This is a genomic window from Telluria sp. PB2R4 (assembly GCF_059685695.1).
This window is the reverse complement of record NZ_JCASIC010000001.1, coordinates 187740-212071: the sequence shown is the minus strand read 5'-3', so window position 1 is coordinate 212071 and position 24332 is coordinate 187740. Positions and strand designations below refer to the sequence as shown.

General features: G+C 64.7%; 23 protein-coding genes. 8 read left to right on the top strand and 15 right to left on the bottom strand.

Translation table 11 applies throughout. From position 1 onward, the window contains the following. Positions 1-5 precede the first annotated feature (5 nt). The 3 genes from AC56LU_RS00960 to AC56LU_RS00950 all read left to right on the top strand — a co-directional run bounded on the left by AC56LU_RS00960 (position 6) and on the right by AC56LU_RS00950 (position 2052). Positions 6-800, top strand: a complete 795-nt coding sequence (locus AC56LU_RS00960) for a sulfite exporter TauE/SafE family protein (protein WP_497173719.1) — start codon at positions 6-8, stop codon at positions 798-800. Between the two features lie 14 nt (positions 801-814). Further along, on the top strand, positions 815-1501 hold the full coding sequence (locus AC56LU_RS00955) for an MBL fold metallo-hydrolase (RefSeq protein ID WP_497173718.1): 687 nt from the start codon (positions 815-817) through the stop codon (positions 1499-1501). Between the two features lie 122 nt (positions 1502-1623). Then, the gene (locus AC56LU_RS00950) at positions 1624-2052 is read left to right on the top strand and encodes a Fis family transcriptional regulator (protein WP_497173717.1); all 429 of its coding nucleotides are present in this window, start codon (positions 1624-1626) and stop codon (positions 2050-2052) included. A 672-nt stretch (positions 2053-2724) separates the two neighbouring features. On the opposite strand, the gene AC56LU_RS00945 is transcribed toward AC56LU_RS00950, so the two are convergent. The 3 genes from AC56LU_RS00945 to guaB form a co-directional block, all read right to left on the bottom strand. After that, complete coding sequence (locus AC56LU_RS00945) at positions 2725-2916, bottom strand: hypothetical protein (protein ID WP_497173716.1); 192 nt, start codon at positions 2914-2916, stop codon at positions 2725-2727. 137 nt (positions 2917-3053) lie between these two features. Continuing rightward, positions 3054-4664 (bottom strand): glutamine-hydrolyzing GMP synthase, encoded by a 1611-nt coding sequence (gene guaA, locus AC56LU_RS00940; protein WP_497173715.1) that lies wholly within the window; start codon positions 4662-4664, stop codon positions 3054-3056. A gap of 99 nt (positions 4665-4763) precedes the next feature. Continuing rightward, the gene (guaB, locus tag AC56LU_RS00935) at positions 4764-6224 is read right to left on the bottom strand and encodes an IMP dehydrogenase (RefSeq protein WP_497173714.1); all 1461 of its coding nucleotides are present in this window, start codon (positions 6222-6224) and stop codon (positions 4764-4766) included. Between the two features lie 159 nt (positions 6225-6383). Between guaB and AC56LU_RS00930 the strand changes: the two genes are divergently transcribed. Then, positions 6384-6902: a DUF4124 domain-containing protein gene (locus tag AC56LU_RS00930; RefSeq protein ID WP_497173713.1), complete on the top strand. Its 519-nt coding sequence runs from the start codon at positions 6384-6386 to the stop codon at positions 6900-6902. Here the strand turns inward: AC56LU_RS00930 and AC56LU_RS00925 are convergent. The 3 genes from AC56LU_RS00925 to AC56LU_RS00915 are packed head-to-tail and all read right to left on the bottom strand — an operon-like array spanning position 6899 to position 8864. After that, positions 6899-8098 carry a GGDEF domain-containing protein gene (locus AC56LU_RS00925; RefSeq protein ID WP_497173712.1) on the bottom strand — a complete coding sequence of 400 codons (1200 nt, stop codon included), beginning with the start codon at positions 8096-8098 and terminating at the stop codon, positions 6899-6901. The genes AC56LU_RS00930 and AC56LU_RS00925 overlap by 4 nt on opposite strands. Before the next feature lie 30 nt (positions 8099-8128). After that, entirely contained in the window at positions 8129-8440 is a 312-nt protein-coding gene (locus AC56LU_RS00920) for an RnfH family protein (RefSeq protein ID WP_497173711.1), read from the bottom strand. Beyond that, positions 8433-8864, bottom strand: a complete 432-nt coding sequence (locus AC56LU_RS00915) for a type II toxin-antitoxin system RatA family toxin (RefSeq protein WP_497173710.1) — start codon at positions 8862-8864, stop codon at positions 8433-8435. Before AC56LU_RS00915 ends, AC56LU_RS00920 begins: the two co-directional genes overlap by 8 nt. Positions 8865-8972: 108 nt before the next feature. Between AC56LU_RS00915 and smpB the strand changes: the two genes are divergently transcribed. Continuing rightward, the gene (smpB, locus tag AC56LU_RS00910; protein WP_497173709.1) at positions 8973-9422 is read left to right on the top strand and encodes an SsrA-binding protein SmpB; all 450 of its coding nucleotides are present in this window, start codon (positions 8973-8975) and stop codon (positions 9420-9422) included. 1 nt (position 9423) lies between these two features. On the opposite strand, the gene AC56LU_RS00905 is transcribed toward smpB, so the two are convergent. After that, complete coding sequence (locus AC56LU_RS00905) at positions 9424-10605, bottom strand: multidrug effflux MFS transporter (RefSeq protein WP_497173708.1); 1182 nt, start codon at positions 10603-10605, stop codon at positions 9424-9426. A 92-nt stretch (positions 10606-10697) separates the two neighbouring features. Next, positions 10698-11363, bottom strand: coding sequence for a signal peptidase I (gene lepB, locus AC56LU_RS00900; RefSeq protein ID WP_497173707.1), 666 nt, complete (start codon positions 11361-11363; stop codon positions 10698-10700). A gap of 158 nt (positions 11364-11521) precedes the next feature. Here lepB and ppk1 point away from each other — a divergent pair, with 158 nt between their 5' ends. Then, positions 11522-13678, top strand: coding sequence for a polyphosphate kinase 1 (gene ppk1, locus AC56LU_RS00895; RefSeq protein ID WP_497173706.1), 2157 nt, complete (start codon positions 11522-11524; stop codon positions 13676-13678). Continuing rightward, positions 13644-14132 carry a SixA phosphatase family protein gene (locus tag AC56LU_RS00890; protein WP_497173705.1) on the top strand — a complete coding sequence of 163 codons (489 nt, stop codon included), beginning with the start codon at positions 13644-13646 and terminating at the stop codon, positions 14130-14132. The genes ppk1 and AC56LU_RS00890 overlap by 35 nt, the downstream gene beginning before the upstream one ends. A gap of 129 nt (positions 14133-14261) precedes the next feature. Here the strand turns inward: AC56LU_RS00890 and AC56LU_RS00885 are convergent, their stop codons facing one another. From AC56LU_RS00885 to AC56LU_RS00875, 3 genes are all read right to left on the bottom strand, one after another. Next, positions 14262-15725, bottom strand: a complete 1464-nt coding sequence (locus AC56LU_RS00885) for a Ppx/GppA phosphatase family protein (protein WP_497173704.1) — start codon at positions 15723-15725, stop codon at positions 14262-14264. A 99-nt stretch (positions 15726-15824) separates the two neighbouring features. Further along, positions 15825-16007, bottom strand: a complete 183-nt coding sequence (locus AC56LU_RS00880) for a hypothetical protein (protein WP_497173703.1) — start codon at positions 16005-16007, stop codon at positions 15825-15827. Further along, positions 16004-17179, bottom strand: a complete 1176-nt coding sequence (locus AC56LU_RS00875; RefSeq protein ID WP_497173702.1) for a PepSY-associated TM helix domain-containing protein — start codon at positions 17177-17179, stop codon at positions 16004-16006. Before AC56LU_RS00875 ends, AC56LU_RS00880 begins: the two co-directional genes overlap by 4 nt. A gap of 112 nt (positions 17180-17291) precedes the next feature. Here AC56LU_RS00875 and AC56LU_RS00870 point away from each other — a divergent pair, with 112 nt between their 5' ends. Continuing rightward, on the top strand, positions 17292-19430 hold the full coding sequence (locus AC56LU_RS00870) for a TonB-dependent receptor (RefSeq protein ID WP_497173701.1): 2139 nt from the start codon (positions 17292-17294) through the stop codon (positions 19428-19430). 1 nt (position 19431) lies between these two features. Here the strand turns inward: AC56LU_RS00870 and AC56LU_RS00865 are convergent, their stop codons facing one another. The 4 genes from AC56LU_RS00865 to ppsA form a co-directional block, all read right to left on the bottom strand. Further along, the gene (locus AC56LU_RS00865; protein ID WP_497173700.1) at positions 19432-20238 is read right to left on the bottom strand and encodes an SDR family oxidoreductase; all 807 of its coding nucleotides are present in this window, start codon (positions 20236-20238) and stop codon (positions 19432-19434) included. After that, positions 20235-21155 (bottom strand): SPFH domain-containing protein, encoded by a 921-nt coding sequence (locus tag AC56LU_RS00860; protein WP_497173699.1) that lies wholly within the window; start codon positions 21153-21155, stop codon positions 20235-20237. Before AC56LU_RS00860 ends, AC56LU_RS00865 begins: the two co-directional genes overlap by 4 nt. A 39-nt stretch (positions 21156-21194) precedes the next feature. After that, positions 21195-21617, bottom strand: a complete 423-nt coding sequence (locus AC56LU_RS00855) for an NfeD family protein (RefSeq protein WP_497173698.1) — start codon at positions 21615-21617, stop codon at positions 21195-21197. A gap of 196 nt (positions 21618-21813) precedes the next feature. Next, the gene (gene ppsA / locus AC56LU_RS00850) at positions 21814-24258 is read right to left on the bottom strand and encodes a phosphoenolpyruvate synthase (protein WP_497173697.1); all 2445 of its coding nucleotides are present in this window, start codon (positions 24256-24258) and stop codon (positions 21814-21816) included. Positions 24259-24332: the final 74 nt, after the last annotated feature.

Below are 24332 nucleotides of genomic sequence, written 5' to 3'. Positions count from 1 at the left end.
CCAGGATGGTCCTTACCGCTTTGCTCGGAATGGCAGTCGGACTCATCCTCGCGCTTACAGGTGCCGGCGGAGGCGTGCTGGCAGTACCCCTGCTCGTATTCGGCGCTGGCATTACTATGATCGAAGCTGGCCCGATCGCGCTAATCGCGGTAGGGATGGGTGCCGCCACCAGCGCCGCGCTTGGTTTGCGGGATGGAGTCGTGCGCTACCGGGCCGCGCTTTTGATCGCTGGCAGTGGCATCTTGCTCGCGCCTGTCGGTCTGTGGGCCGCGCAGCATGTCGGCCACCGCTGGCTAACATTTCTGTTCGCGCTAATCCTGCTGCACGTGGCGCGCAACAGCTGGCAGCGCAGCTCGGGACGTCCATCAACGGGCACGCACCAGCCAGTTTGCAGGCGCGATGCAGTCACCGGCCGCCTGCGTTGGACCTCTCGTTGCGCGCGTGTCCTGTGCGCTTCCGGCACTATTGCCGGCCTGCTCTCAGGCCTGCTAGGCGTGGGCGGCGGCTTCGTGGTCGTCCCTGCCCTGCTCCGCTTTACCGATCTTCCTATGCCCTCTGTCGTGGCGACGTCGCTGACGGTGGTAGCGCTTGTGTCGTTAAGCGGTGTTATGGCCGGTGTTGTTAACGGAGCTCTGGCTTGGCAACTGGCGCTGCCTTTTTGCATCGGCACGCTGGCAGGCATGCTCTCCGGACGCGCGCTTGCCAGTCGGCTCTCTGACGCGAGCGTACACAAAGCCTTCGCTGCGCTCGCAGCGCTCACCGCAGTTACTATGCTCGCAGGCGCGCTACTGCACACCTGACTATTGAGGAACTCATGTACCCGATCCAGCTGTTCGATACCGAATCGTCAACCTTTACTTATATCCTGGTTGCCCCGGACGGTCTTGATGCCGTCATCATCGACCCCGTCGCCCGGCATGTCGAGCGCGATGTGGCACTGCTTGGACGTCTTGGTTTGCAGCTGGCCTATGTTCTCGAAACCCACACCCACGCCGATCACGTGACCTCTGCAGGCGCGCTGCGCATGCTAACCGGGGCAAAGGCCGCCACGCCAAGTGGCTGCGGTATCCACGAGGCCGAGGTCCAACTCGAAGACGGCGCAGTCGTGCTATTCGGCGCCGGCGAAAGAATACACGCCTTGCATACGCCCGGTCACACCGCCGGCAGTATGAGTTTTCTATGGCGTGGAAATGTCTTCACAGGCGACACATTGTTGATCGACGGCTGTGGCCGCACCGATTTCCAGAGTGGCGACGCGGCAACTCTTTACCAGAGCATTACGTGCAAGCTTTTTCAGTTGCCAGACGAGACGAAGGTCTGGCCGGGTCACGATTACCAAGGCCACACCGTGTCCAGCATCGGATGGGAAAAGCGCCATAACAAGCGTCTGGTCGGACGGGACTGCACGAGCTTTGTCAAACTGATGAACACGCTCGATTTGCCTAAGCCAAAACTCATCGACGTCGCAGTGCCCGCTAACCAAAGACTCGGCCTATCCTAGGGCCAGTAATAGGTTGCACCAGAAACATGGACCCTCGGCCTCATTGAGCGCCCCACCATCTTGAGAAGTACCTCGACTACTGCGATCAAGGCGGTACAACAACATCTATTAATGGAATCGATGTGAACAACTGGACCGTACGCCTGCGCCAATCCAACCGACAACGGCAAACCAACAGTAAAGAGCTGCAGCCCCTCCCCAAAGATATTCGCGACGGCTTTTCCCTCCAACTCCACCTTCACATTGAGGCGTTGTCGGCTGGCGTAGGATCGTTTTTCTCGCTGCAGTTACTCATGCGTGTTGCACTCGCGGCTGGAATATTGCAGCAGCTCGGTTATGGGCAAGGACAGGATTTGCCAATTGAGGAATTGGAAGCTGCTGCCGCACAGGCGCTCACTAGCGGCGCGGCGGGCCAGTATCGCGTCGACGCCAAAGCCTGCCAACAATTCGCATGTGTCGTCACTCTTTACGACTGGCAACTCCAACATACGCCGGTAAAAGCGCTAGCCTATGCGGAGGACAAGCTCAACCAGTATAGCAAGGCAGCATGACATTCGATCGAGTCTCAGCCAGCGCTCGCGACTAGTTGCCAGCTCGCGGAATAACGCTATCGGAGGATGCTAGTTGTGGAATCGTAGATGGCGACCGACTTTATAGGATATTAATGCCTCCACGCCCACTCGCCCGACAATATTTCGCTGCTTACCTGAAACAGCGCCAGCTAGGCTTCCTCTGCACCAGAGAGAAGCTCGCTACGCTCACTGCTGCTTAGCTTACGGTGATCTACTAAGAGATTGTTAAGCCGATCAAGCTGCTGCGCTATAGCCCAGCGCATAAATACTGGCGGATCAGGTCGATATTGCCTTGATCGGTACATTCGAGTTTAGCGCCCTGTTTCTGGACAGCTTTAAGGAGTGCCGCGGCAGATGGGGATGGAAAAGTGGCACGGTCGGCAGCTTTAAGGGACTCAAACGTCGTGCTGCAGAATGGTCTTATTGGTCTCATCGCACTTATCCACTGATCAATACTTCAGTACCGCAAGTATGGACAAATTGCAACTAAACGTCCATAAAAAGTTAGATTAAGGCCTGGACGCAAGCTGCCGATACCAAACCTTTGATTTTAAAAGACCAAGGCAGCGTCCCTAGGCGCGAACCCAACCGGTACCGAAGAATAACGAGCAACCATTGGCCTATCGGCAAAGGTTGGTAAAGAGAGGCATGTCATCTCAGTGCGGCCGGAACCGAGCAGTCCGGCCAGGCCAGGCAGCTCGCCCTGCGGATTTCGAGGTCGGCCGCGTTCAGGACGCCCTTGCGTGCCAGTGTTGTCGTGCGCAGGAAGGTCTCGTCGGATTCACGGCCAGCTGCGCTCGCGCCTTGCGCCTGCTCCTGCGCTTCCACCGGCGCGCAGATCATCTTGTTGACCTCAAGAGCTGTGCCGATGATTAGCTTGGGGCTAGGTGGCAGAAAATCATAGAGCCGTTGATCATTCACTCAAGATAATCAACGGCTCCGGTTTTTTATTTCAAAATCAGTTACTTAGAACTCTCAGGTCACTCCCACTCAATCGTCGCCGGCGGCTTCCCCGAAATATCATACACAACCCGGTTCAGCCCACGCACCTCGTTGATGATCCGATTCGACACCTTCCCCAGCAGCGAGTGCGGCAAATGCGCCCACTGCGCCGTCATGAAGTCCAGCGTCTGCACCGCACGCAGCGCCACCACGTACTCATAAGTACGCCCGTCCCCCATCACCCCCACCGACTTCACCGGCAGGAACACGGCAAACGCCTGGCTGGTCGCCTCATACCAGTTCACCGGCGCCTTGCCCGGATCGATCCCGGCCACGGCCGGCAGCTCGAACGGCGTATTGCGCAGCTCTTCGATGAAGATCGCATCGGCTTCGCGCAGCAGGTCGGCGTATTCCTTCTTGACCTCGCCGAGGATGCGCACGCCCAGGCCCGGACCCGGGAACGGGTGACGGTACACCATGTCATGCGGCAGACCCAGCGCCACGCCGAGCTTGCGCACCTCGTCCTTGAACAGCTCGCGCAGCGGCTCCAGCAATTTCAGGTTCAGGGTCTCCGGCAGGCCGCCCACGTTGTGGTGGCTCTTGATGGTCTGGCCCTTCTTACCCTTGCCGGCCGATTCGATCACGTCCGGGTAGATGGTGCCCTGCGCCAGCCAGCGCGCATTGGTCAGCTTGCCCGCCTCGACCTGGAACACCTCGACGAACTCGCGGCCGATGATCTTGCGCTTCTGCTCGGGGTCGGTCACGCCGGCCAAGTGGCCCATGAACTGGTCTTCGGCATCGATGCGGATCACCTTCACGCCGAGGTTTTTCGAGAACATGTCCATCACCATCTTGCCCTCGTCCTTGCGCAGCAGGCCGTGGTCGACGAACACGCAGGTCAGCTGGTCGCCGATGGCGCGGTGGATCAGGGCTGCGGCCACGCTCGAGTCGACGCCGCCGGACAGGCCGAGGATGACTTCGTCGGTGCCGACCTGCTCGCGGATCTTCTGGACCGCTTCGCCGATGTAGTCGGGCATGTTCCAGTCCGACTTGCAGCCGCAGATCTCGTGGACGAAGCGGCCGATGATGGCTTCGCCTTGCGTGGTGTGGGTGACTTCCGGGTGGAACTGCAGCGCGTAGAAGCGGCGCTCCTCGTCGGCCATGGCGGCGATCGGGCAGCTGTCGGTCGAGCCCATCAGCTTGAAGCCGGGCGGCATGTCCAGCACCTTGTCGCCGTGGCTCATCCAGACGCGCAGCATGCCGTGGCCTTCATCGGTGACGAAGTCGTTGATGCCGTTGAACAGGGCCGTATGACCGCGGGCGCGCACTTCGGCGTAGCCGAATTCGCGCACCTTGCCGTTTTCGACCTTGCCGCCCAACTGGGCCGCCATGGTCTGCATGCCGTAGCAGATGCCCAGCACCGGCACGCCGGCCTCAAAGGCGGCCTGCGGCGCGCGCGGCGAGTCGCCTTCGAGCGTGGAGTTGTGGCTGCCCGACAGGATGATGCCGCTGGCACCGTAGTTGCGGACGAACTCGTCGCTGACGTCATACGGGAAGACTTCGGAAAACACGCCGGCATCGCGCACGCGGCGGGCGATCAGCTGGGTAACCTGGGAACCGAAATCGAGGATGAGGATTTTTGAATGCATGGACAGAAACAGTATTCGTGGTCGGGGTCGCGTAGGGTGGGCAGGTTCCCTGCCCACCCTACGAATACAAAAAACGGCGCACAGGCGCCGTTTGACTAATCATTCGGAGCGGTAGTTCGGCGCTTCCTTGGTGATCTGCACATCGTGCACGTGCGATTCGCGCATGCCGGCCGAGGTGATCTCGACGAACTCGGCTTTCTCGCGCAGTTCTTCGATGGTAGCGCAGCCGCAGTAGCCCATCGATTGGCGCACGCCGCCGACCAGCTGGAAGATGATCGCCAGCACGCTGCCCTTGTAGGCGACGCGGCCTTCGATGCCTTCCGGGACGAACTTGTCGGCCTTGCTCGACGCTTCCTGGAAGTAGCGGTCGGCCGAGCCTTCGGCCATCGCGCCCAGGCTGCCCATGCCGCGGTAGGATTTGTAACTGCGGCCCTGGTACAGGATGACTTCGCCCGGCGCTTCTTCGGTGCCGGCGAACATGCTGCCCATCATAACGGTGTGCGCGCCTGCGGCGAGTGCCTTGGAGATGTCGCCCGAGAAGCGGATGCCGCCGTCGGCGATGCAGGGCACGCCGGTGCCTTCCAGTGCCTTGGCCACGTTCGAGATCGCGGTGATCTGCGGCACGCCGACGCCGGCCACGATGCGGGTGGTGCAGATCGAGCCCGGGCCGATGCCGACCTTGACCGCATCGGCGCCGTACTCGACCAGCGCTTTCGCTGCCGCTGCCGTGGCAATGTTGCCGCCAATGACGTCCACGTGCGGGAAGCGGTCCTTGATCCACTTGACGCGGTCTAGGATGCCCTGCGAGTGGCCGTGCGCCGTGTCGACCACCAGCACGTCGACGCCGGCGGCGACCAGCAGTTCGATGCGCTCTTCGTCACGTTCGCCCACGCCCACGGCCGCGCCCACCAGCAGCTTGCCCTGCGAATCCTTCGAGGCCAGCGGGTGCTCGTGCGATTTCTGGATATCCTTGACGGTGATCAGGCCGCGCAGCTCGAAGGCGTCATTGACCACCAGCACGCGCTCGAGGCGGTGCTTGTTCATCAGGCGCTTGGCTTCTTCGGTGTCGGCGTCTTCGTTGACGTAGACCAGCTTCTCGCGCGGGGTCATCTTGGCGCGGGCTTCGGCGTCCAGGTCTTCTTCGAAACGCAGGTCGCGGTTGGTGATGATGCCGACCACCTGCTTGCCCTCGACCACCGGGAAGCCGCTGATGCCGTGCTGTTGCGACAGCGCCAGCACTTCGCGGATCTTCATGGTGGGAGGAACGGTGATCGGGTCGCGCAGCACCCCGGATTCATAACGCTTCACGCGCGCTACTTCACGGGCCTGGTCGGCCGGCCTCAGGTTCTTGTGGATGATGCCGATGCCGCCCTCTTGCGCCATCGCGATTGCAAGGCGTGCCTCGGTCACGGTATCCATCGCGGCCGACAGCAGCGGGATGTTCAGCGTGATGTTCCGGGTCAGCTTGGTGCGAAGGGAAGTGTTGGCCGGAAGAACATTGGAGTAGGCCGGGACGAGCAGCACATCATCGAACGTGAGTGCTTTTTGGAGTAGACGCATAGCATTTTCCTATAGGCGCAAAAGCGAATTATACAGAACCTGGAAAAAACTGTCGCAGCCATGCCTAAATATCGCCGGCGAAGAACGGTTTCGCTCGTCTGCAATTGACAGCGCGCGCCAAGCATGAGGAAATCTGTTCGTTACCCAAGGAAAACTTTTATGCTGTCCTCGACCTCTCTCCTCCGCCCGTTTGCCGCCTGCCTCCTGCTGCTGGGCTGCGGCCTGGCCCATGCCCAGTATTCGTGGATCGACGCGAATGGCGTACGCCATTTCTCCGACCTCCCACCGCCGCCGTCCACGCCGCCGCACAAGATCCTGAAGGCGCCGGGTCGGGCCTTGGCGGCCACCCCAGCGGCCACCCCGGCGGCCCCGGCGGAGCCGACCCCGGCCGCGCCCGTCAAGGGAGCGAAAAACCTTGCCGAACGTGAAGAGGATTTCCGCGCACGCGCCAAACTGCGCGATGAGCAGAACAAGAAAGATGCGCTGGAGGCACAGCGCCGCCGCGACCTGGCCGAACACTGCCGGGATGCGCGCGAGATGCGTGCGCAGGTCGAGTCCGGGACCCGCATCGCGAAGTTCGACGCCAAGGGAGAGCGCAGCTTCATCAGTGACGACGAGCGCGCCGCCCAGCTGGCCAGGGTCAACAAGGCGCTGGCGCAGTGCCGCCAGTCTAGTTAAGGCCGCAGGCGAATGACCGTCGCGCCGCCCGGCTTGGGAGTTGTCTCCGCGCCCGCCCGCGGCGCACACTCCACCCGGTTACGGCCGCCGGCCTTGGCCGCGTACAGGGCCGCATCCGCACGGCCCATCAGGCCGGCGAAATCCTCCCCTTTGTCGAGCATCGCCAGGCCGATACTGACGGTATAGGCGGCGCCCGGCTTACCCTCGATGGGACGGTCGAGCGCCGCGCGCAGGCGTTCCGCGACTGCCCTGGCCGTCTCGAAGCTGGCGTCCGGCAGCAGCACGCCGAATTCTTCGCCGCCGAGGCGCGCGCAATAGTCGATCTTGCGGATCACCTCGCGCGTGCGCGTCACCAGGTCGCGCAGCACTGCGTCGCCGACGGCGTGGCCGTAGGTGTCGTTGATGCGCTTGAAGTGGTCGGCGTCGACCAGCAGCAGTCCCAGTCCGCTGCCGTGCCGCCGCGCCCGCGCGAGTTCGCGTTCGCTCACTTCCAGGAAAGCGCGGCGCGTGGGGGCGCCGGTCAGGTGGTCGTGGTCGGCGGCGTACGCAGCCGCATCCAGCACGCGCGCGTTGGCCATCATCACCGCGCCCAGGCTCAGGGCCGGCATCGCCAGGGTGCCGACTGCAAAGAAGACCAGGTTGGCGATGCCCGGATCGAGCAAAGCGGCCGGCGCGTAGGCGTCATAGGCATAGAAGGCGCCGCGGCCGAAATGCCCCAGCCCCAGCAGCAGGGCCGCGGTCCGGGTGAAGGCGTTGGCATAGCGCAGGCGACCGTCGGCGCGCCGCGGCAGGCTGGCATGGATGCCGAAACAGATGGCCGCGTGATAGGCTGACATCGCGACCACCCGCAGCGCCAGCGAATCATGAACAAGGTGGAACACCACCACGCCTGCGAAGGCGGCAAGGCTGCCCGCTGCGAGGAGGCGCCACGGCACCGGCAGGCCCATGTAGAGCCGGAAACCAGCCAGCATCAGGCTGGCGCTCAGGAGCAGGAGCGCGTTCGCAAGCTCGATGCTGACGGGGTCCGGCAGCACGCCGCGCGCCGCGAACAGCAGCAGGGCGACAACCGCTACCGCGTTCGCCAGTCCCCATTCGCGGATGCCGGCCACCTTGCTGTCGACCAGCGAGGTCAGCACCAGCAGCATGACCGCCGACAGTGCGCAGGTGACCAGCAAGAGGCTTACGGTAATCAGCATGGCTCAGGCAGGCGCATGAAAACGATGGCGTCAGGCCGGCGGCGCAGGGTCGCGAGGCTGCGCGCCGACATCTCTCTTGGCCGCACGGCGGCGGCGTGAATCCTTGGGATCGGCCACCAGGGGCCGGTAGATCTCGATGCGGTCGCGGTCGCGCAGCACCGTGTCGAGCGTCTTCTTCTTGGCGTAGATACCGACTGGCTGGGTGCTCAGGTTAATGTCCGGATACGCCTCCAGCACGCCGCTGATCTCGATGGCCTGGCCGATCGTGGCGCCCGGCGCGACCGTGATCGAGCGCAGGAACTCGTCGTGCGCGGTGGCGTAGCACACCGTGACCTCAACCATACACCGCCTCGGCGCGCTTGCTGAAGGAATCGACCATGGTGTTGGCGATCATGCCGAATACCGGCCCGATGATCTGTTCCAGGATGATGCTGGAGAACTCGTAATGCAATTCGAAGTCGATCTTGCAGGCGTCGGCGCGCAGGGCCTTGAAGTTCCAGGTTCCCTCGAGCACCTTGAACGGACCGTCGACCAGGTGCATCTTCATCTGGGTCGGGCGGTTGTTGTGGTTCGAGGTGGTGAAGCTTTGCTTCACGCCGTGGAAGTTGATTTGAAGGCTGGCCACCAGTTTGTCGTCGCTGCGTTCGATGATCTTCACGCCGCCGCACCAGGGCAGGAATTTGGGATAGTCCTCGACTTTGGCGACGAGGTCGAACATCTGCTCGGTGCTATACCCGAGAAAAACTGATTTGTGCACTACTGCCATTGGTCAACCGTTTGTTATGATGTTGGACGAGTTGCATTTTGCGCCATGCAGTAGGTACTGCCGGCGTCACAGCAGTAGTTTAACCGAGACGCGGATTTTCGCTATTTCATGAGTATTGTTGACAATAAAAAAGCTTTCTTCGACTACTTCATCGAGGACCGGTATGAAGCCGGCATCGTGCTGGAGGGCTGGGAGGTCAAGGCCATCCGCGAAGGCAAGGTCCAGATCAAGGAAGCGTACGTCGTCGTGCGCGGCGACGAGCTGTTCCTGTTCGGCGCCCACATCAGCGCGCTGAACACGGCGTCGAGCTTCAGCCATCCCGAGGCGGTACGCACGCGCAAGCTGCTGTTGCACCGCAACGAGCTGGACAAGCTGGTGGGCAAGGTCGAGCGTTCCGGCTACACGCTGGTGCCGCTCAACCTGCACTTCAAGGGCGGCCGCGTGAAGTGCGAGATCGGCCTGGCCAAGGGCAAGAAGCAGCACGACAAGCGTTCTACCGAGAAGGATCGCGACGCCAAGCGTGAAGTGGCGTCCGCGATGAAGCAGAACCGCCGCTGATTCAGGCGGCGGGCCTGGCGAAGCGCTGGCTGAGGCGCCACATCAGGAAGCTCAGCAGGCAGCCGACCGCTGCGCCGCCGGCCAGCTTCAACGCGCTCCCGAACAGCAGCGGCGCCACCAGGCCCGACACCAGCGCGAACGACATCATCTGGATGAAGCCGACCATCGAGGCCGCCAGCCCGCGGTTGGCCGGGAACAGGCCCATCGCCGCCAGCTGGATGCCCGGCATGGCCACCGCCAGGCCGAAGGTGAACACGGCCAGCGGCAGCACCGCCCACGGCACGCTGGCCGGGAACAGGGCGTTGTAGCCGACATTGAGCACCGACGCCACCGCCATGGTGGTGTAGCCGATGCGCAGCAGCCGCCCCGGCGGCGCCTTGTGGGCGCGCTTGCCGCCCCAGGCCGATCCCAGCACCATGCCGCCGATCAGCGGGATGAACATCCAGGCGAAGGCGGTCTCCGGCAGGCCCAGGATATCCATCACGAAGTTGGCGGCCGAACCGATGTACAGCGCCAGGCCGCCGAAGGCCAGGCCGAGCGCCAGCGACAGCATCACGAATTGCGGGTTGCGCAGCACCATCAGGTAATTGCCGGCAATCGTCGCCGGATGGAAGGCCTGGCGCTTTTCCACCGGCAGGCTTTCCGGCAGCATGCGTATCACCGTCAGGATCATTGCCAGGCCGAACAGGGCCAGGAAGACGAAGTTCGAGCGCCAGCCGAAGCTGACGTGCAGCCAGCCGCCCAGCACCGGCGCGATCGCCGGCGCCAGGCCGAACACCATCATGATGTGCGACATCATCTTCTGCGCCTGGGCGCCCTCGAAGCGGTCCTGCACGATGGCCTGGCCGATCACCGAGCCGGCGCCGGCCGACACGCCCTGCAGCGCGCGGAACACCAGCAGCCAGCCGAAGCTCGGGGCCAGCGCGGCGCCGACCGAGGACAGCGTGTACAGCACCAGCGCGCCCACGATCACCGGGCGCCGCCCGAAGGAATCCGACAGGGTGCCGTAGAACAGCATCATGAAGGCGAAGGTGAACAGGAACACGCTCAGCGTCTGCTGCACCGCCACCGGGCCGACGCCGAACTCGACGCCGATCGCCGGCATCGACGGCAAATAGGTGTCGATGGCGAGAGCCCCGATCATGCCGAGGCAGGCCAGGATGGTGGTGAGGAGTCGATGCATGGCAGTGCCTTGTGAATGCTAAGAACCGGCACTGCGGCAGGCAGGCGTCCGGAGGGGACGCAATTGTACTGGGTTTTACGGAACAGGATGCTTCAGCGCAAGGACATCCCGAAGCGCTCGGTGCGCGGCATCCAGTTGCCCTGGTAGTCGGCCGAGACCAGGATGCGCTCGGCGCGCCCGATCAGCAAGTGGCGCGGCACGAAGCCGATGTAGCGCGAATCGGCGCTGTTGTCGCGGTTGTCGCCCAACATCATGTAGGCATCCCGGGGCACCGTCACCGGCCCGAAGTCGCGTGCTACCTGCCGCTGCGGCAGGACCTGGATGCGGTGGCCGCGTCCGTCCACGGTCTCGCTCAGGCGCAGTGCGTCCATGCGCCCTTCCGCGGTGGTCTCCTGCACCATTTCCTCGACCGTGTAGTGCGACTCGACGCCGTTGATCACCAGGCGCTCGTTGCGGATCTCGACCCGGTCGCCCGGCAGCGCCAGCACCCGCTTGATCAGGCGGGTACCGTCCGCCGGCGAGGTGAAGGTAACGACATCGCCGCGCAGCGGCTCGCCGGTGCGCGCGATGACCACATCGGTCAGCGGCACTTTGACGTTGTAGGCCAGGCGATTGACGAAGACCACGTCGCCCTCCAGCAGGTTGGGCCGCATGGAACCGGACGGGATCGGATTCCAGTCGGCCACCGCGGTGCGGAACACGCCGAACAGAAACATGAACATCAGGAAACCCTTGTTGGCCCGCACGAACGCTTTCATGGCGTAGTTCCTCTCTTGTTATGATAATGATGAGAACCTTATACCCGGCTCGCCTTTAACGATGCTTAATCGGCAAACCCGGTGTCCGGCATGCCGCGTGTAATGCCGTTGTCATATCGACCAACTAAACTGTTTGCGCCGACACTACGACGCAGACCATGGATATGAAACAGAAGGCCCTGGAAACCGAGGCCAGGAACATTCCCGAAGGCGGCGCCTTTTTGAACCGCGAGCTGTCGCTGCTCGAGTTCAACCGCCGGGTGCTGGCCCAGGCCGAAGATCCTGCCGTTCCGCTGCTCGAACGGCTGCGCTTCATCACCATCGTGTCGGGCAACCTCGACGAATTCTTCGAAGTACGTGTGGCCAGCCTGCTGGCCCAGCACCAGATGGAGGCCGGCCACAACGGTATTCCGCACGCGCTGGCCGCCACCCTGGAGCGCGCCAGCGCCGAGTGCCGGCGCCTGATCGATCGCCAGTACAAGCTGTTCAACGACGAGATCCTGCCGCGCCTGTCGGAGAACGGCATCCACATGCTGCGCCGGGGCGAGCGCAATGCCGCGCAGCGCGCCTGGGTGAAGGCTTTCTTCGACAAGGAAGTCCGCCCCCTGCTCACCCCGATCGGCCTCGACCCGGCCCACCCCTTCCCCCGGGTGGTCAACAAGAGCCTGAACTTCATCGTCGAACTGGCGGGCAAGGACGCCTTCGGGCGCGGCAGCGGCATCGCCATCATGAAGGCGCCGCGCGTGCTGCCGCGCCTGATCCGCCTGCCCGACGACCTGTCGGATAAGAAGGGCGCGTCGTACTGCCTGCTGTCCTCGGTGATCCAGGCCCACATGGCCGACCTGTTTACCGGGCGCGACGTGGTGTCGTACTCGCAGTTCCGGGTCACCCGCAACAGCGACCTGTGGGTCGACGAAGACGAAGTCAAGAACCTGCGCCAGGCCCTGCAGAGCGAACTCCATAGCCGCAACTACGGCTTCGCGGTGCGCCTCGAAGTGGCGCATTCCTGCCCGCCCCACCTGGCGAATTTTTTGCTGGACCAGTTCCAGATCGACCGTTCGCGCCTGTTCGCGGTGGACGGTCCGGTCAACCTGGGCCGCATGCTCGAGGTCGTCAACACCAACGACAAGTCGGAGCTGAAATTCAAGCCCTTCACGCCGGGCTACCCGGCCAAGCTCACCGGCCCCGACATCTTCGCGGCCCTGCGCAAGCAGGACGTGCTGCTGCACCACCCCTTCGAATCGTTCCAGCCGGTGATCGACTTCGTCCAGTCGGCCGCGGCCGACCCCTGCGTGGTGGCGATCAAGCAGACCATCTACCGCGCCGGCATGAACTCGGACCTGATGGAAGCGCTCATCGCCGCCGCCCTGCGTGGCAAGGAAGTCACCGTCATCGTCGAACTGATGGCGCGCTTCGACGAGGAAGCCAACATCAACTGGGCCGAGCGCCTCGAGCAGGCCGGCGCCCAGGTGGTCTACGGCGTGGTCGGCCTGAAGACCCATGCCAAGCTGGCGCTGGTGCTGCGCCGCGAAGAGAACGGCCTGCGGCGCTATGCCCACCTCGGCACCGGCAACTACAACTCGACCACCGCCAAGTTCTATACCGACTTCGGCCTGCTCACCAGCGACGACGAGATCACGGCCGACGTCAACGAGGTGTTCATCCACCTCACCAGCCTGACGCGCCCGAAGCAGCTCACCAGCCTGTGGCTGGCGCCGTTCTCGCTGCAGAAGGAGATCGTGCGCGCCATCCGCGACGAAGCGGCGCTCGCGCGCCACGGCAAACCGGCGCGCATCATCGCCAAGATGAATTCGCTCACCGACGACTCGGTAATCAAGGCGCTGTACGAAGCTTCGGAGGCCGGCGTGCGCATCGACCTGATCGTGCGAGGCGCCTGCTCGCTGCGTCCCGGCGTGCCCGGCCTGAGCGAGAACATCCGCGTGCGCTCGATCGTCGGCCGCTTCCTGGAACACACGCGCATCTTCTACTTCCGCAACGACCTGAAACACGACGTGTATCTGTCGAGCGCGGACTGGATGAACCGCAACCTGTTCCGGCGCGTCGAAGTGGCTTTCCCGATCCGCTCGCCCGCGCTCAAGCGCCGGGTGCTGCGCGAGGGCCTGCATCCCTACCTGAAGGACAACGTCAATGCCTGGGAACTCGGCAGCGACGGGCACTACCGCCGCAAGAAGACCCGCGGCAGCCAGAAGTCGATCAGCGCCCAGCAGGACCTGATGGAAACGCTCGGCGCCAGCCTGCACACCAACAAGGAGAACGAGGATGGACCTGATCCTGTGGCGCCACGCCGAGGCTGAGCCGCACGTCGCCGAAGGCGAAGCTGGCGACCACTACGAGCTCGACCTGCGGCGCACGCTGACGCCGAAGGGCAAGCGCCACGCGGCGCGCGTCGGCGCCTGGCTGCACCGCCAGCTCCCGGACGACGTGCGGGTGCTGAGCAGCCCGGCGAAGCGCTGCGTGCAAACGGTGCAGGCGCTGGGACGCAACTTCAAGCTGGTCGACAGCCTGGCCCCGGATTCGACGGCGGAAGCGATCATCGAGGCCGCGGGCTGGCCGGCGCACCGCCAGCCGGCGCTGATCGTCGGCCACCAGCCGCTGCTCGGGCAGGTGGCGTCGCTGCTGCTGGCCGGTAGCAAGCAGGACTGGCGGATCCGGAAGGCGGGGGTGTTCTGGATCAGCCTCAAGGGCAGCAATGGGCTGCCTTACGTGAAACTGGTGGTGGGGCCGGATTTTATCGGGCAGCTGCGCTAGATCTGCAGCGACTCAATCGTAGGGTGGGCAGGTCTCCTGCCCACGCGTTCAAATCCAGGTGAACAGCGTCACCGACAATTCATCGTCGGTTTGAACGCGTGGGCGGCATCCGCGCCGCAAGCGATCATGTTACGTGGTGGAGCCGCCCACCCTACGCGCCACGAACGCCATTCCCACTTCATTCCACGCCTCCACTTCCTTCTGCAGCCACGGCGCCAATGTCGGGTGCCTGGCCAGCAGCCCGGCCGGCAGCTCGAGTTCGATGCGCTGCCGCATGCGCACGCGCAGCCCCGCCAGGTCATCGTCGGCGCGGGCGTGCATGAAGACCGCCGCCATGCGCAGCGCCAGCACTGCCTTGGCCACATCGGGCTCCTGCAGCGCCTCGCGGATCTTGCGCAGGTTGCCCTTCTGGCCCAGCACCAGGTTGCTCATCAGGCGCTGCTCGCGGGTGGTGAAGCCCGGCAGGTCGGCATGTTCGACGATGTAGGCGCCGTGCTTGTGAAAGCCCGTCATCGAGATCTGCAGCCCGACTTCGTGCAGCATCGCGCTCCAGCACAGGTAGTGCTGGGCATCGGCCGGGTCGAGCTGGTCGTACAGCGCCGAGGCGATGTGCGCGGTGCGCAGCGCACGCTGGCTGTCGACGCCGAAGCGGCGCATGCAGGCGCGGATCGCGGCGTCGCGGCGGTCGCGCCGGTTGGCCCGCAGCTCGAGGTCGGACAGCACGCCCAGGCGCAGGCCGGCGTTGATCGCGGTGAGCCGATCGATGCCGAGTTCCTGCATCACGGCGATCAGGACCGTCAGGCCGCCGGCCATCACCGGCACTCGCTCCTTCCTGATGCCGGGCAGAGTAAAGGCGTCGACGTGGCCCAGTTCGAGCAGGATGTCGCGCAACGCATGCAGGCTGGCCTGCGACATGCTGCCGTCGCCGATGCCATTCCTGCCGATCACCTCGTTGATGGCGCGCATGGTGCCGGAGGAGCCGTAGGCGGCATCCCAGCCCTGCGCCTTGTACAGGCCGGCCGCATCCTCGAAGCGGGCGCGCGCCTCGGTGACGGCGGCCTCGAAGGCCTGCGCGGTGACGCGGCCGTCCGCGAAGAAGGCGGCGGTCTGCGGATGGGTGCCGATGCCGAAGGATTCGACCAGGTTGATCTCGGGCCCGATGGCGGCGATGACTTCGGTGGAGCCGCCGCCGATGTCCACCACCAGCCGGCGTTCGCTTGGGTTGTCGATGGCGCGCGCCACGCCCATGTAGATCAGGCGCCCTTCTTCCTCGCCCGAGATCACCTCGACGGGATAGCCGATGGCCGCTTCCAGCCGCGGCAGCAGCTGCTCGGCATTGCGCGCCACGCGCAGGGTGTTGGTGGCGACCACGCGCACGGCGTCGAGCGTGTATTCGTCGAGGATGGCGCGGAAGTCCTGCAGGGTCTTGACGGCGCTGCGCATCGCCGCCTCGGTCAGCATCTGGTCCGCGTCCAGGCCGGCAGCCAGGCGGATCGGGTCGCGTGCGGTGCGCACGATGTGCATGCGGCTGCCCGCCGGTTCGCCGATGTGAAGCCGGAAGCTGTTGGACCCCAGGTCCACTGCTGCAAACATAGGCGCTCTCTCGCTGGTTCGCGGCGGCTCCGCCAACCGGGCCGCCGTGTTGGCGAAGTATACAGCGTCAGCGCAGCGTCAGCGCAGCGTCGGCGCGTTTCAGTGCCGCGAAGGCGTGCGGCGCAGGGCGTACCAGGCGCCCACCGCGACCGGGGCGCCCAGGGTGACGCTCGAGACCAGGTCCCAGACCCCGTCGCCGAACAGGGCGGCGAGCAGGCCGATCACCGTGAGAACGGCCAGCAGCACCGGCATGGCCCAGATCTGGGTGCGGGTGCGCATCATGGCGCCTCAGGGGAGCGTGCCAGGGCCGGCACATCCTGAAGCGCAGGCTTGTCGCTACTGACGGACCGGGCCTTGCGGCTGCGCTTGAGCCACAGGTAGAGCCCACTGCCCAGGATGAAAATGGTGGCGATGTCGAGCAAGGCCCACAGCAGCTTCATGCCCTGGCCGCCGTAGTCGCCGAAGTGCAGCGGCTGCGACAGCAGCAGCGCGGTCAGGTACCAGGGCAGCTCGCGGCGGTCGGTGATCTCGCCAGTGGCGGCGTCGATCAGCACCGGCTTGTACAGGCGCGAACTGAAGGCTTCGTCGCCGCGCATGAACACGCCGTAATGGTGCGGGCTGGCGAAGGGCGTGCCCGGGAAGGCCACGAAGGCCACCTTCATGCCCGGCTCCGCTTTTTCCGCGCTCAGGATGGCGTCGTGGATCGAGGCCAGCTTGGCGACCTTCGGCTGGCCCGCGTAGGGCTCGAGCATCTCGGCGATCTCGGTGTTCTGCCAGTGCTTGAGCAGCAGGTCGGCCCAGGTGTTGACCATGCCGGTGGCGCCGACCACGAACACCCAGACCAGGGTGACGATGCCGAGCAGGTTGTGCAGGTCGAGCCAGCGGATGACGCGGCTGCGTTCGCGGCGCACCTCGCCGAAATCGAGCTTGCGCATGAAGGGGGCGTACAGCACCACTCCGCTGACGACCGCGACGATCAGGAGCAGGCCCATGAAACCGAGGAACAGCTTGCCCGCCAGGCCGGCGAACAGGTCGACGTGCAGGCGGAACATGGTGGACATGAAGGCGCCGCCCTCGAAGGCCGGCTCGGTGATGACTTTCGTCGTGCGGGCGTCGACCGCGATCGGTTTGTAATGTTCGTCGGTCGGATGGTCGCCCAGCGTGACGTTCCAGATCGCCGGTTCGTCGTCTTCCTGCGACATGTACATCGCAATCTTGTTGGGATACAGCTCCCGGGCCGAGGCCAGCACGGCGTCGATGTTGCCGCGCGGCGCATTTGCCGACATCCCGGGCGGCAGGGCCGGGGCTTCGACGTCGGTGCCGAGCAGGTGGCCGATCTCGTGGTGGTAGATCAGCGGCAGGCCGGTAAGGCACAGCAGCAGCATGAAGACGGTGCAGACCAGGCTGCTCCATTTGTGGATCCAGCTCCAGAGGCGCAGCTTGCTTGATGACATGAGAGAGACGCCGAATCGTAAAGTTCCGCAAATAATAATCGTTCTCATTTACAGGCGCAAGCCAAAACGGTTAGAATGACAATCATTCTCAATAAGAAACGACCCTCCGCTGATGAAACTGCTTCGCCTGACCCCGATCGCCCTCGCCGCTGCCGTCTTTGCCGCACAAGCACAGGACACCACCACCGAACCCGTCGCCACCGTCGTCGTCAGCGCCTCGGCCGACGCCTCCGCCCAGGGCCTGCCGTCCGCCTACGCCGGCGGCCAGGTCGCCCGCGGCGGCCGCCTTGGCCTGCTGGGTAACGTCGACATCATGGATGCGCCGTTCAGCACCACCAACTACACCCTCGGCGTGATCCAGGACCAGCAGGCGCGCAGCGTCGCCGACGTGGTCCAGAACGACCCGGCGGTGCGCACCGCACGCGGCTTCGGCAATTACCAGGAGCTGTACATGATCCGCGGCTTCCCGGTGTATTCGGACGACATGGCCTACAACGGCCTGTACGGCCTGCTGCCGCGCCAGTTCGTGGCCTCGGAACTGCTGGAGCGCGTCGAAGTGCTGCGCGGCGCGAACAGTTTCGTCAACGGCGCGCCGCCAAGCGGCGGCGGCATCGGCGGTTCGATCAACCTGCTGCCCAAGCGCGCCACCAATGCGCCGCTCACCCAGGTGACGGCCGGCGTGGAGACCGGCGGGCAGGCGTATGCGGCGACGGACATCTCGCGCCGCTTCGGCGAAGGCGAGCGCTTCGGCGTGCGCGTGAATGCGGTGCGCCGCGACGGCGACACGGCGGTGGACCGCGAAAGCCGCGAACTGAGCGTCTACTCGGTGGGCGTGGACTACCGCGGCCGCGGCTTCCGGCTGTCGGCCGACCTTGGTCACCAGGACCACCAGCTGCGCGGTGCCCGCCCGAGCGTCACCGTGAGCGACGCGCTGCCGATCCCCGCCGCACCGAACAGCGACATCAATTACGCCCAGCCCTGGACCTATTCTGGCGAGCGCGACACCTTCGGCACGCTGCGCGCCGAGGCCGACCTGCCGGGCGGCGCCACCGCCTGGGCGGCGCTGGGCATGCGCAAGGGCGATGAATCCAACATCATCTCCTCGCCCACCGTGACTGGCGCGAATGGCAATACCACGATGACGCGCTTCGACAACGTGCGCGAAGACGACGTGCGCACCGGCGAAATCGGCGTACGCACCGAGCTCACGACCGGCGCCGTGTCCCACAAGCTGAGCGCCACGGCCTCGACCTTCCATGCGGAGTCGAACAACGCCTACGCCTTCAGCGATTTCGCCGGCTTCCCGTCGAACCTGTATCGCCCGGTCGATGTCGCGGCGCCGTCCAGCAGCTTCTTCACCGGCGGGAACATGAACGATCCGCTGCTGACCCAGAAAACGATCGTGTCGAGCGTCGCGGTGGCCGACACCCTCGGCTTCCTGGACGAGCGCGTGCTGCTCACGGTGGGTGCGCGCTACCAGAAGATCAAGGATTACGGCTATGACTACAACACGGGCGCGCCGAACGCCGCCTACGAAAAGGGCGAACTGACCCCGGTGGCGGGCATCGTGTACAAGCCCCGCCACGATGTCTCGCTGTACGCCAACTACTCGGAAGCCCTGCAGAAGGGTCCGGTCGCCTCGGGCGTCAACATCGTCAACCAGGGCGAGGTGTTCGCGCCCTTCGTCTCGCGCCAGAAGGAAGCCGGGGTCAAGTACGACGGCGGCAAGCTGGGCATGAGCGCAGCCGTGTTCACCACCTCGCGTCCGAGCGGCGCCGTGGTCGACAACCGCTTCGGCATCTACGGCGCGCAGCGCAACCGCGGGCTGGAGCTGAACGTGTTCGGCGTGCCGGCGCAGGGCCTGCGCCTGCTGGGCGGCCTGACCCTGCTCGACGCCGAACAGGAAAGCAGCGGCAAGGACGTGATCGGCGTGCCGAAGACCCAGCTGAACATGGGGGCCGACTGGAACGTGCCGGGCGTGCAGGGCCTGGCGCTGAATGCGCGCGTGTTATACACCGCCAAGCAGTACGCCAACGATGCGAACACCCAGCAGCTGCCGTCCTGGACGCGCCTGGACATCGGCGCCAACTACCTGCTGCGCTTCATGGACCGCGACGTGACGCTGCGCGCCCGTATCGACAACGTCACCGACAAGAACTACTGGGCGTCGGCGGGCGGCTATCCGGGCTATGGCTACCTGGTGCAGGGTGCGCCGCGCAGCCTGGTGGTGTCGGCGACCGTCGACTTCTAGTTCAACGCGGCTGGACGTCTTTTTTCAGGGCGGCCAGCGCCATCTTCTCCACCAGGCCGGGCGCGAACAGCTTGATGAAGCGCCCGAGCTTGCCCTTCGCCGTCATGACGACTTCGCGCCGGCGCGCGTCCATCCCATCGATGATCAGGCGCGCGCACTCCTCGACGCGCATGGCGCCCGCTTCATCCAGTCCGCTCACGCCAGCCTCTTCACCCTGCGCATTGAAGCCGCGGTGACGGATGCGGGTGGCGACCACGCCCGGATAGGCGGTCGTCACGCTCACCCCGTAGCCCTTCACCTCGGCCCGCAAGGCCTCGAAGAAGCCGGTCATCGCGAACTTGGTGGCGCTGTAGGCGGTCCGTCCCGGCACGCCGACCAGGCCGGCCAGCGAGGACACCGCGACGATCTTCCCCTGTGAGGCCTTCAGCGCAGGCAGCGCGGCCTGCGTGCACCAGACCGCGCCCCACAGGTTCACCCGCATCAGCTCTTCGTACCAGGACAGGTCCTCGACTTCCTCGAACAGCGCGTGCGCCGAGCGGCCCGCGTTGTTTACCAGGACATCGATGCGGCCGAAGTGTTCGAGCGCGCCGATCACCAGGCGGCGGCACTGGATCTGCACGCCGACGTCGGTCGGCACGACCAGGACCTGGGCGCCGCGGGCCGTGCATTCGCCCGCCACCGCCTCCAGCTGCGCCGCGTTGCGGGCGGCCAGCACCAGCCCAATCCCGGCGCCCTCCTTCGCCGCCAGCTGGCGCGCCATCTCGGCGCCGATGCCATCCGAGGCGCCGGTGATCACCACGACCCTCATTTCTGCGACTTCACGATCTGCAGCGCACTGGCGATCACGCTGCTCATGTCGCCCATGTTGGCCGGCACGATCAGCGAATTATTGGTCTTGGCCAGGTTGCCGAAGGCGTCGACGTAGTGCTCGGCCACGCGCAGGTTGACCGCATCCATGCCGCCCGGCTCGCGGATCGCGGCGCCCACCTGGCGCAGCGCGGCGGCGCTGGCATCGGCAAGGGCGACGATGGCGCTGGCTTCGCCCTGGGCGCGGTTGATCGCGGCCTGGCGTTCGCCTTCGGAGCGCAGGGTGGCGGCTTCGCGTTCGCCGCTGGCGATGTTGATCTGCTCCTGGCGCCGGCCTTCCGAGGCGGCGATGAGGGCGCGCTTTTCGCGCTCGGCGGTGATCTGGCGCTGCATCGCGTGCAGGATCTCGGCCGGCGGGGTCAGGTCCTTGATCTCGTAGCGCAGCACCTTGACGCCCCAGTTGGCGGCCGACTCGTCGATCGCGTTGACGATGGTGGTGTTGATGTGATCGCGCTCTTCGAAGGTCTTGTCCAGCTCCATCTTGCCGATCACCGAGCGCAGCGTGGTCTGGGCCAGCTGGGTGATCGCCTGGATGTAGTTCGACGAGCCATAGGAGGCGCGCATCGCATCGGTGACCTGGAAGTACAGGATGCCGTCGACCTGCAGCTGGGTGTTGTCGCGGGTGATGCAGACCTGCGGCGGCACGTCGAGCGGGATTTCCTTGAGGCTGTGCTTGTAGGCGATGCGGTCGATGAAGGGCACCACGATGTTCAGGCCCGGGGCCAGCGTGGCGTGGTACTTGCCCAGGCGCTCGACCACCAGCGCGTGCTGCTGCGGCACCACGTTGATGGTCTTGAAGATGAATACCAGCGCAATGATGAAGATGACCAGCGCTACTATTTCGAAGGAGAATTCCATGAGCATCCCTTATAGATGAGTAATAATTATTAGGTAGTCTTATGAATTGACCACGACGAGGCGGTTGCCGAGCACTTCGACGATGCGGTAGTCGCCCGCCTCGGGCAGCGCGCCCGGGCCGAGTTCGACGTCCCACAGCGCGCCGCGGTACATCACGCGGGCGCGGCCGTCCTGCCATGCGGCCACGGCCACACGCTGGCCGATGTCGAGGTTGACGTTGCGGTCGCGTGTGGCCTCGCTGCGGGCCGGCTTGCCGAAGCGGCTGCGGTGCAGGATTGCGGTGGCTGCCAGGCCGACCGCGGCGGCAACCATGGTTTGCACCGGGCCGCTCGCACCGCTCCATGCGGCCAGCGCACCGGCGCTGACGCCGATGGCGATCATCAGGAGGTAAAAGGTGCCGGTGAACAGCTCGGCGATCACGAGGACCCCGGCGGCCACCAGCCAGAACATCCAGTCAGTCATCCGTTTGTCTCCTTGGTTCTGGTTTCGAAAAGTAAAAAACCCCCGCGGCCTGCAAGAGGCGACGAGGGTTCGATGGGGTCGGTGCGCTTGATGATTGTGTACTTTCCGGCAAGGATTTATCCATGCCAGTGTAGCAGGTCTATACAGGAAAGTAAGGCCTCCGGTTCACGATTATCGCTCGCGCATAGGCACTGCCTTACTTCCCTGCCAGCTTCTGCCAGGTATCGATCACCGAGTCCGGATTGAGCGACATCGATTCGATCCCCTGCTCCACCAGCCACTGCGCGAAGTCCGGATGGTCCGACGGTCCCTGCCCGCAGATGCCGATGTACTTGCCCTGCGCACGGCAAGCCTTGATCGCCAGCGACAGCATCGCCTTGACCGCCGGGTCGCGTTCGTCGAAGTCCTTGGCCAGCAGCTCCATGCCGGAGTCGCGGTCCAGGCCCAGGGTCAGCTGGGTCAGGTCGTTCGAACCGATCGAGAAGCCGTCGAAGAATTCCAGGAACTGCTCGGCCAGGATGGCGTTGGACGGTACTTCGCACATCATGATGACGCGCAGTCCATTCTCGCCGCGTTTGAGGCCATTCTTCGCCAGCAGGTCGATGACCTTCTCGGCCTGGCCCAGGGTGCGCACAAACGGAATCATCAGCTCGACGTTGGTCAGGCCCATGTCGTTACGGACGCGTTTCATGGCCAGGCATTCCATCTCGAAGGCTTCGGCGAAGTCTTCGGCCAGGTAGCGGGCGGCGCCGCGGAAGCCCAGCATCGGGTTTTCCTCGTCCGGCTCGTAGCGCGACCCGCCGATCAGCTTCTTGTACTCGTTCGACTTGAAGTCCGACAGGCGCACGATGACGGGCTTGGGCCAGAACGCAGCGGCGATGGTCGCCACGCCTTCGGCCAGCTTGTCGACGTAGAAGGCGCGCGGCGAGGCGTGGCCGCGTGCCACCGACTCGACCGCCTTCTTGAGGTCCGCATCGATGTTCGGGTACTCGAGGATCGCCTTCGGGTGGACGCCGATGTTGTTGTTGATGATGAACTCGAGGCGCGCCAGGCCGACGCCGTTGTTCGGCACCGACTGGAAGTCGAAGGCCAGCTGCGGGTTGCCGACATTGAGCATGATCTTGGTCGGGATCGGCGGCAGTTCGCCGCGCGAGACTTCGGTGATCTCGGTTTCCAGCAGGCCGTCGTAGATCTTGCCTTCGTCGCCCTCGGCGCACGAGACGGTGACAAAGGTGCCGTCTTTCAGCACCTCGGTAGCGTCGCCGCAGCCGACCACCGCCGGCACGCCCAGCTCGCGGGCGATGATCGCCGCGTGGCAGGTGCGTCCGCCCCGGTTGGTGACGATCGCCGAGGCGCGCTTCATCACCGGTTCCCAGTTCGGGTCGGTCATGTCGGCCACCAGCACGTCGCCCGGCTGCACGCGTTCCATCTCGCTCGGGTCGTGGATCACGCGCACCGGACCGGCGCCGATCTTCTGGCCGATGGCGCGGCCGTGGGTCAGCACGGTGCCCGAGCCCTTCAGGCTGAAGCGCTGCTGGGTCTCTAGGGCCGACTGCTGCGACTTCACGGTTTCCGGACGCGCCTGCAGGATGTACAGCTTGCCGTCGCGGCCATCCTTGCCCCACTCGATGTCCATCGGACGGCCGTAGTGGTTCTCGATGATGACGGCGTACTTGGCCAGCTCGACCACTTCGGAATCGTTCAGCGAATACCGGTTGCGCATCTCGATCGGCACGTCGACGGTCTTGACCGAACGGCCGGCCTTGGCTTCGTTGGTGAACTCCATCTTGATGAGCTTGGAGCCGATGTTGCGGCGGATGACCGGCAGCTTGCCCTGCGCGAGCATCGGCTTGTGCACGTAGAACTCGTCCGGGTTGACGGCGCCCTGCACCACGGTCTCGCCCAGGCCGTAGCTCGAGGTGACGAACACCACGTCCTTGAAGCCCGATTCGGTATCGATGGTGAACATGACGCCGGAGGCGCCTGTGTCGGAGCGCACCATGCGCTGCACACCGGCCGACAGCGCCACTTCGGCGTGGGTAAAGCCTTTATGGACGCGGTAGGAGATGGCGCGGTCGTTGTAGAGCGAGGCGAACACGTGCTTCATGGCTTCGAGCACGTTGTCGATGCCGACCACGTTCAGGAAGGATTCCTGCTGGCCCGCGAACGAGGCGTCCGGCAGGTCTTCGGCGGTGGCCGAGGAACGCACGGCGAACGAGACTTCGGTCTCGGAACCGGCGACCAGGCGCTCGTAGAATTCGCGGATTTCCTGTTCCAGGCGCGGCTGGAACGGGGTATCGACGATCCACTGGCGGATCTCGGCGCCGGCGCTTGCCAGCGAACGGACGTCGTCGATGTCGAGGCCTTCGAGGCGCGTGGCGATGCGCTGGCCGAGGGATGGGCCGCCCTCGCTATGATCGAGGAAATCGCGGAAGGCATCGGCCGTGGTGGCAAAGCCGCCCGGCACGCGCACGCCGGCATTCGCCAGCTGCGAGATCATCTCGCCCAGCGACGCGTTCTTGCCGCCGACCGACTCGACGTCGGTCATGCGGAGGTTCTCGAACGATGCTACGTAGGTACGATTTACCGCACGTGACGCTTGATCAGGCTCCTTCAATGCTGCAACAGACAGGTTGGTCATGGTGGTACACCCTTACTTGATGATAGAAACCTTTGGGGAAGCTTCATGCAGCGCTGGGCGACGGGGTGTTCTTG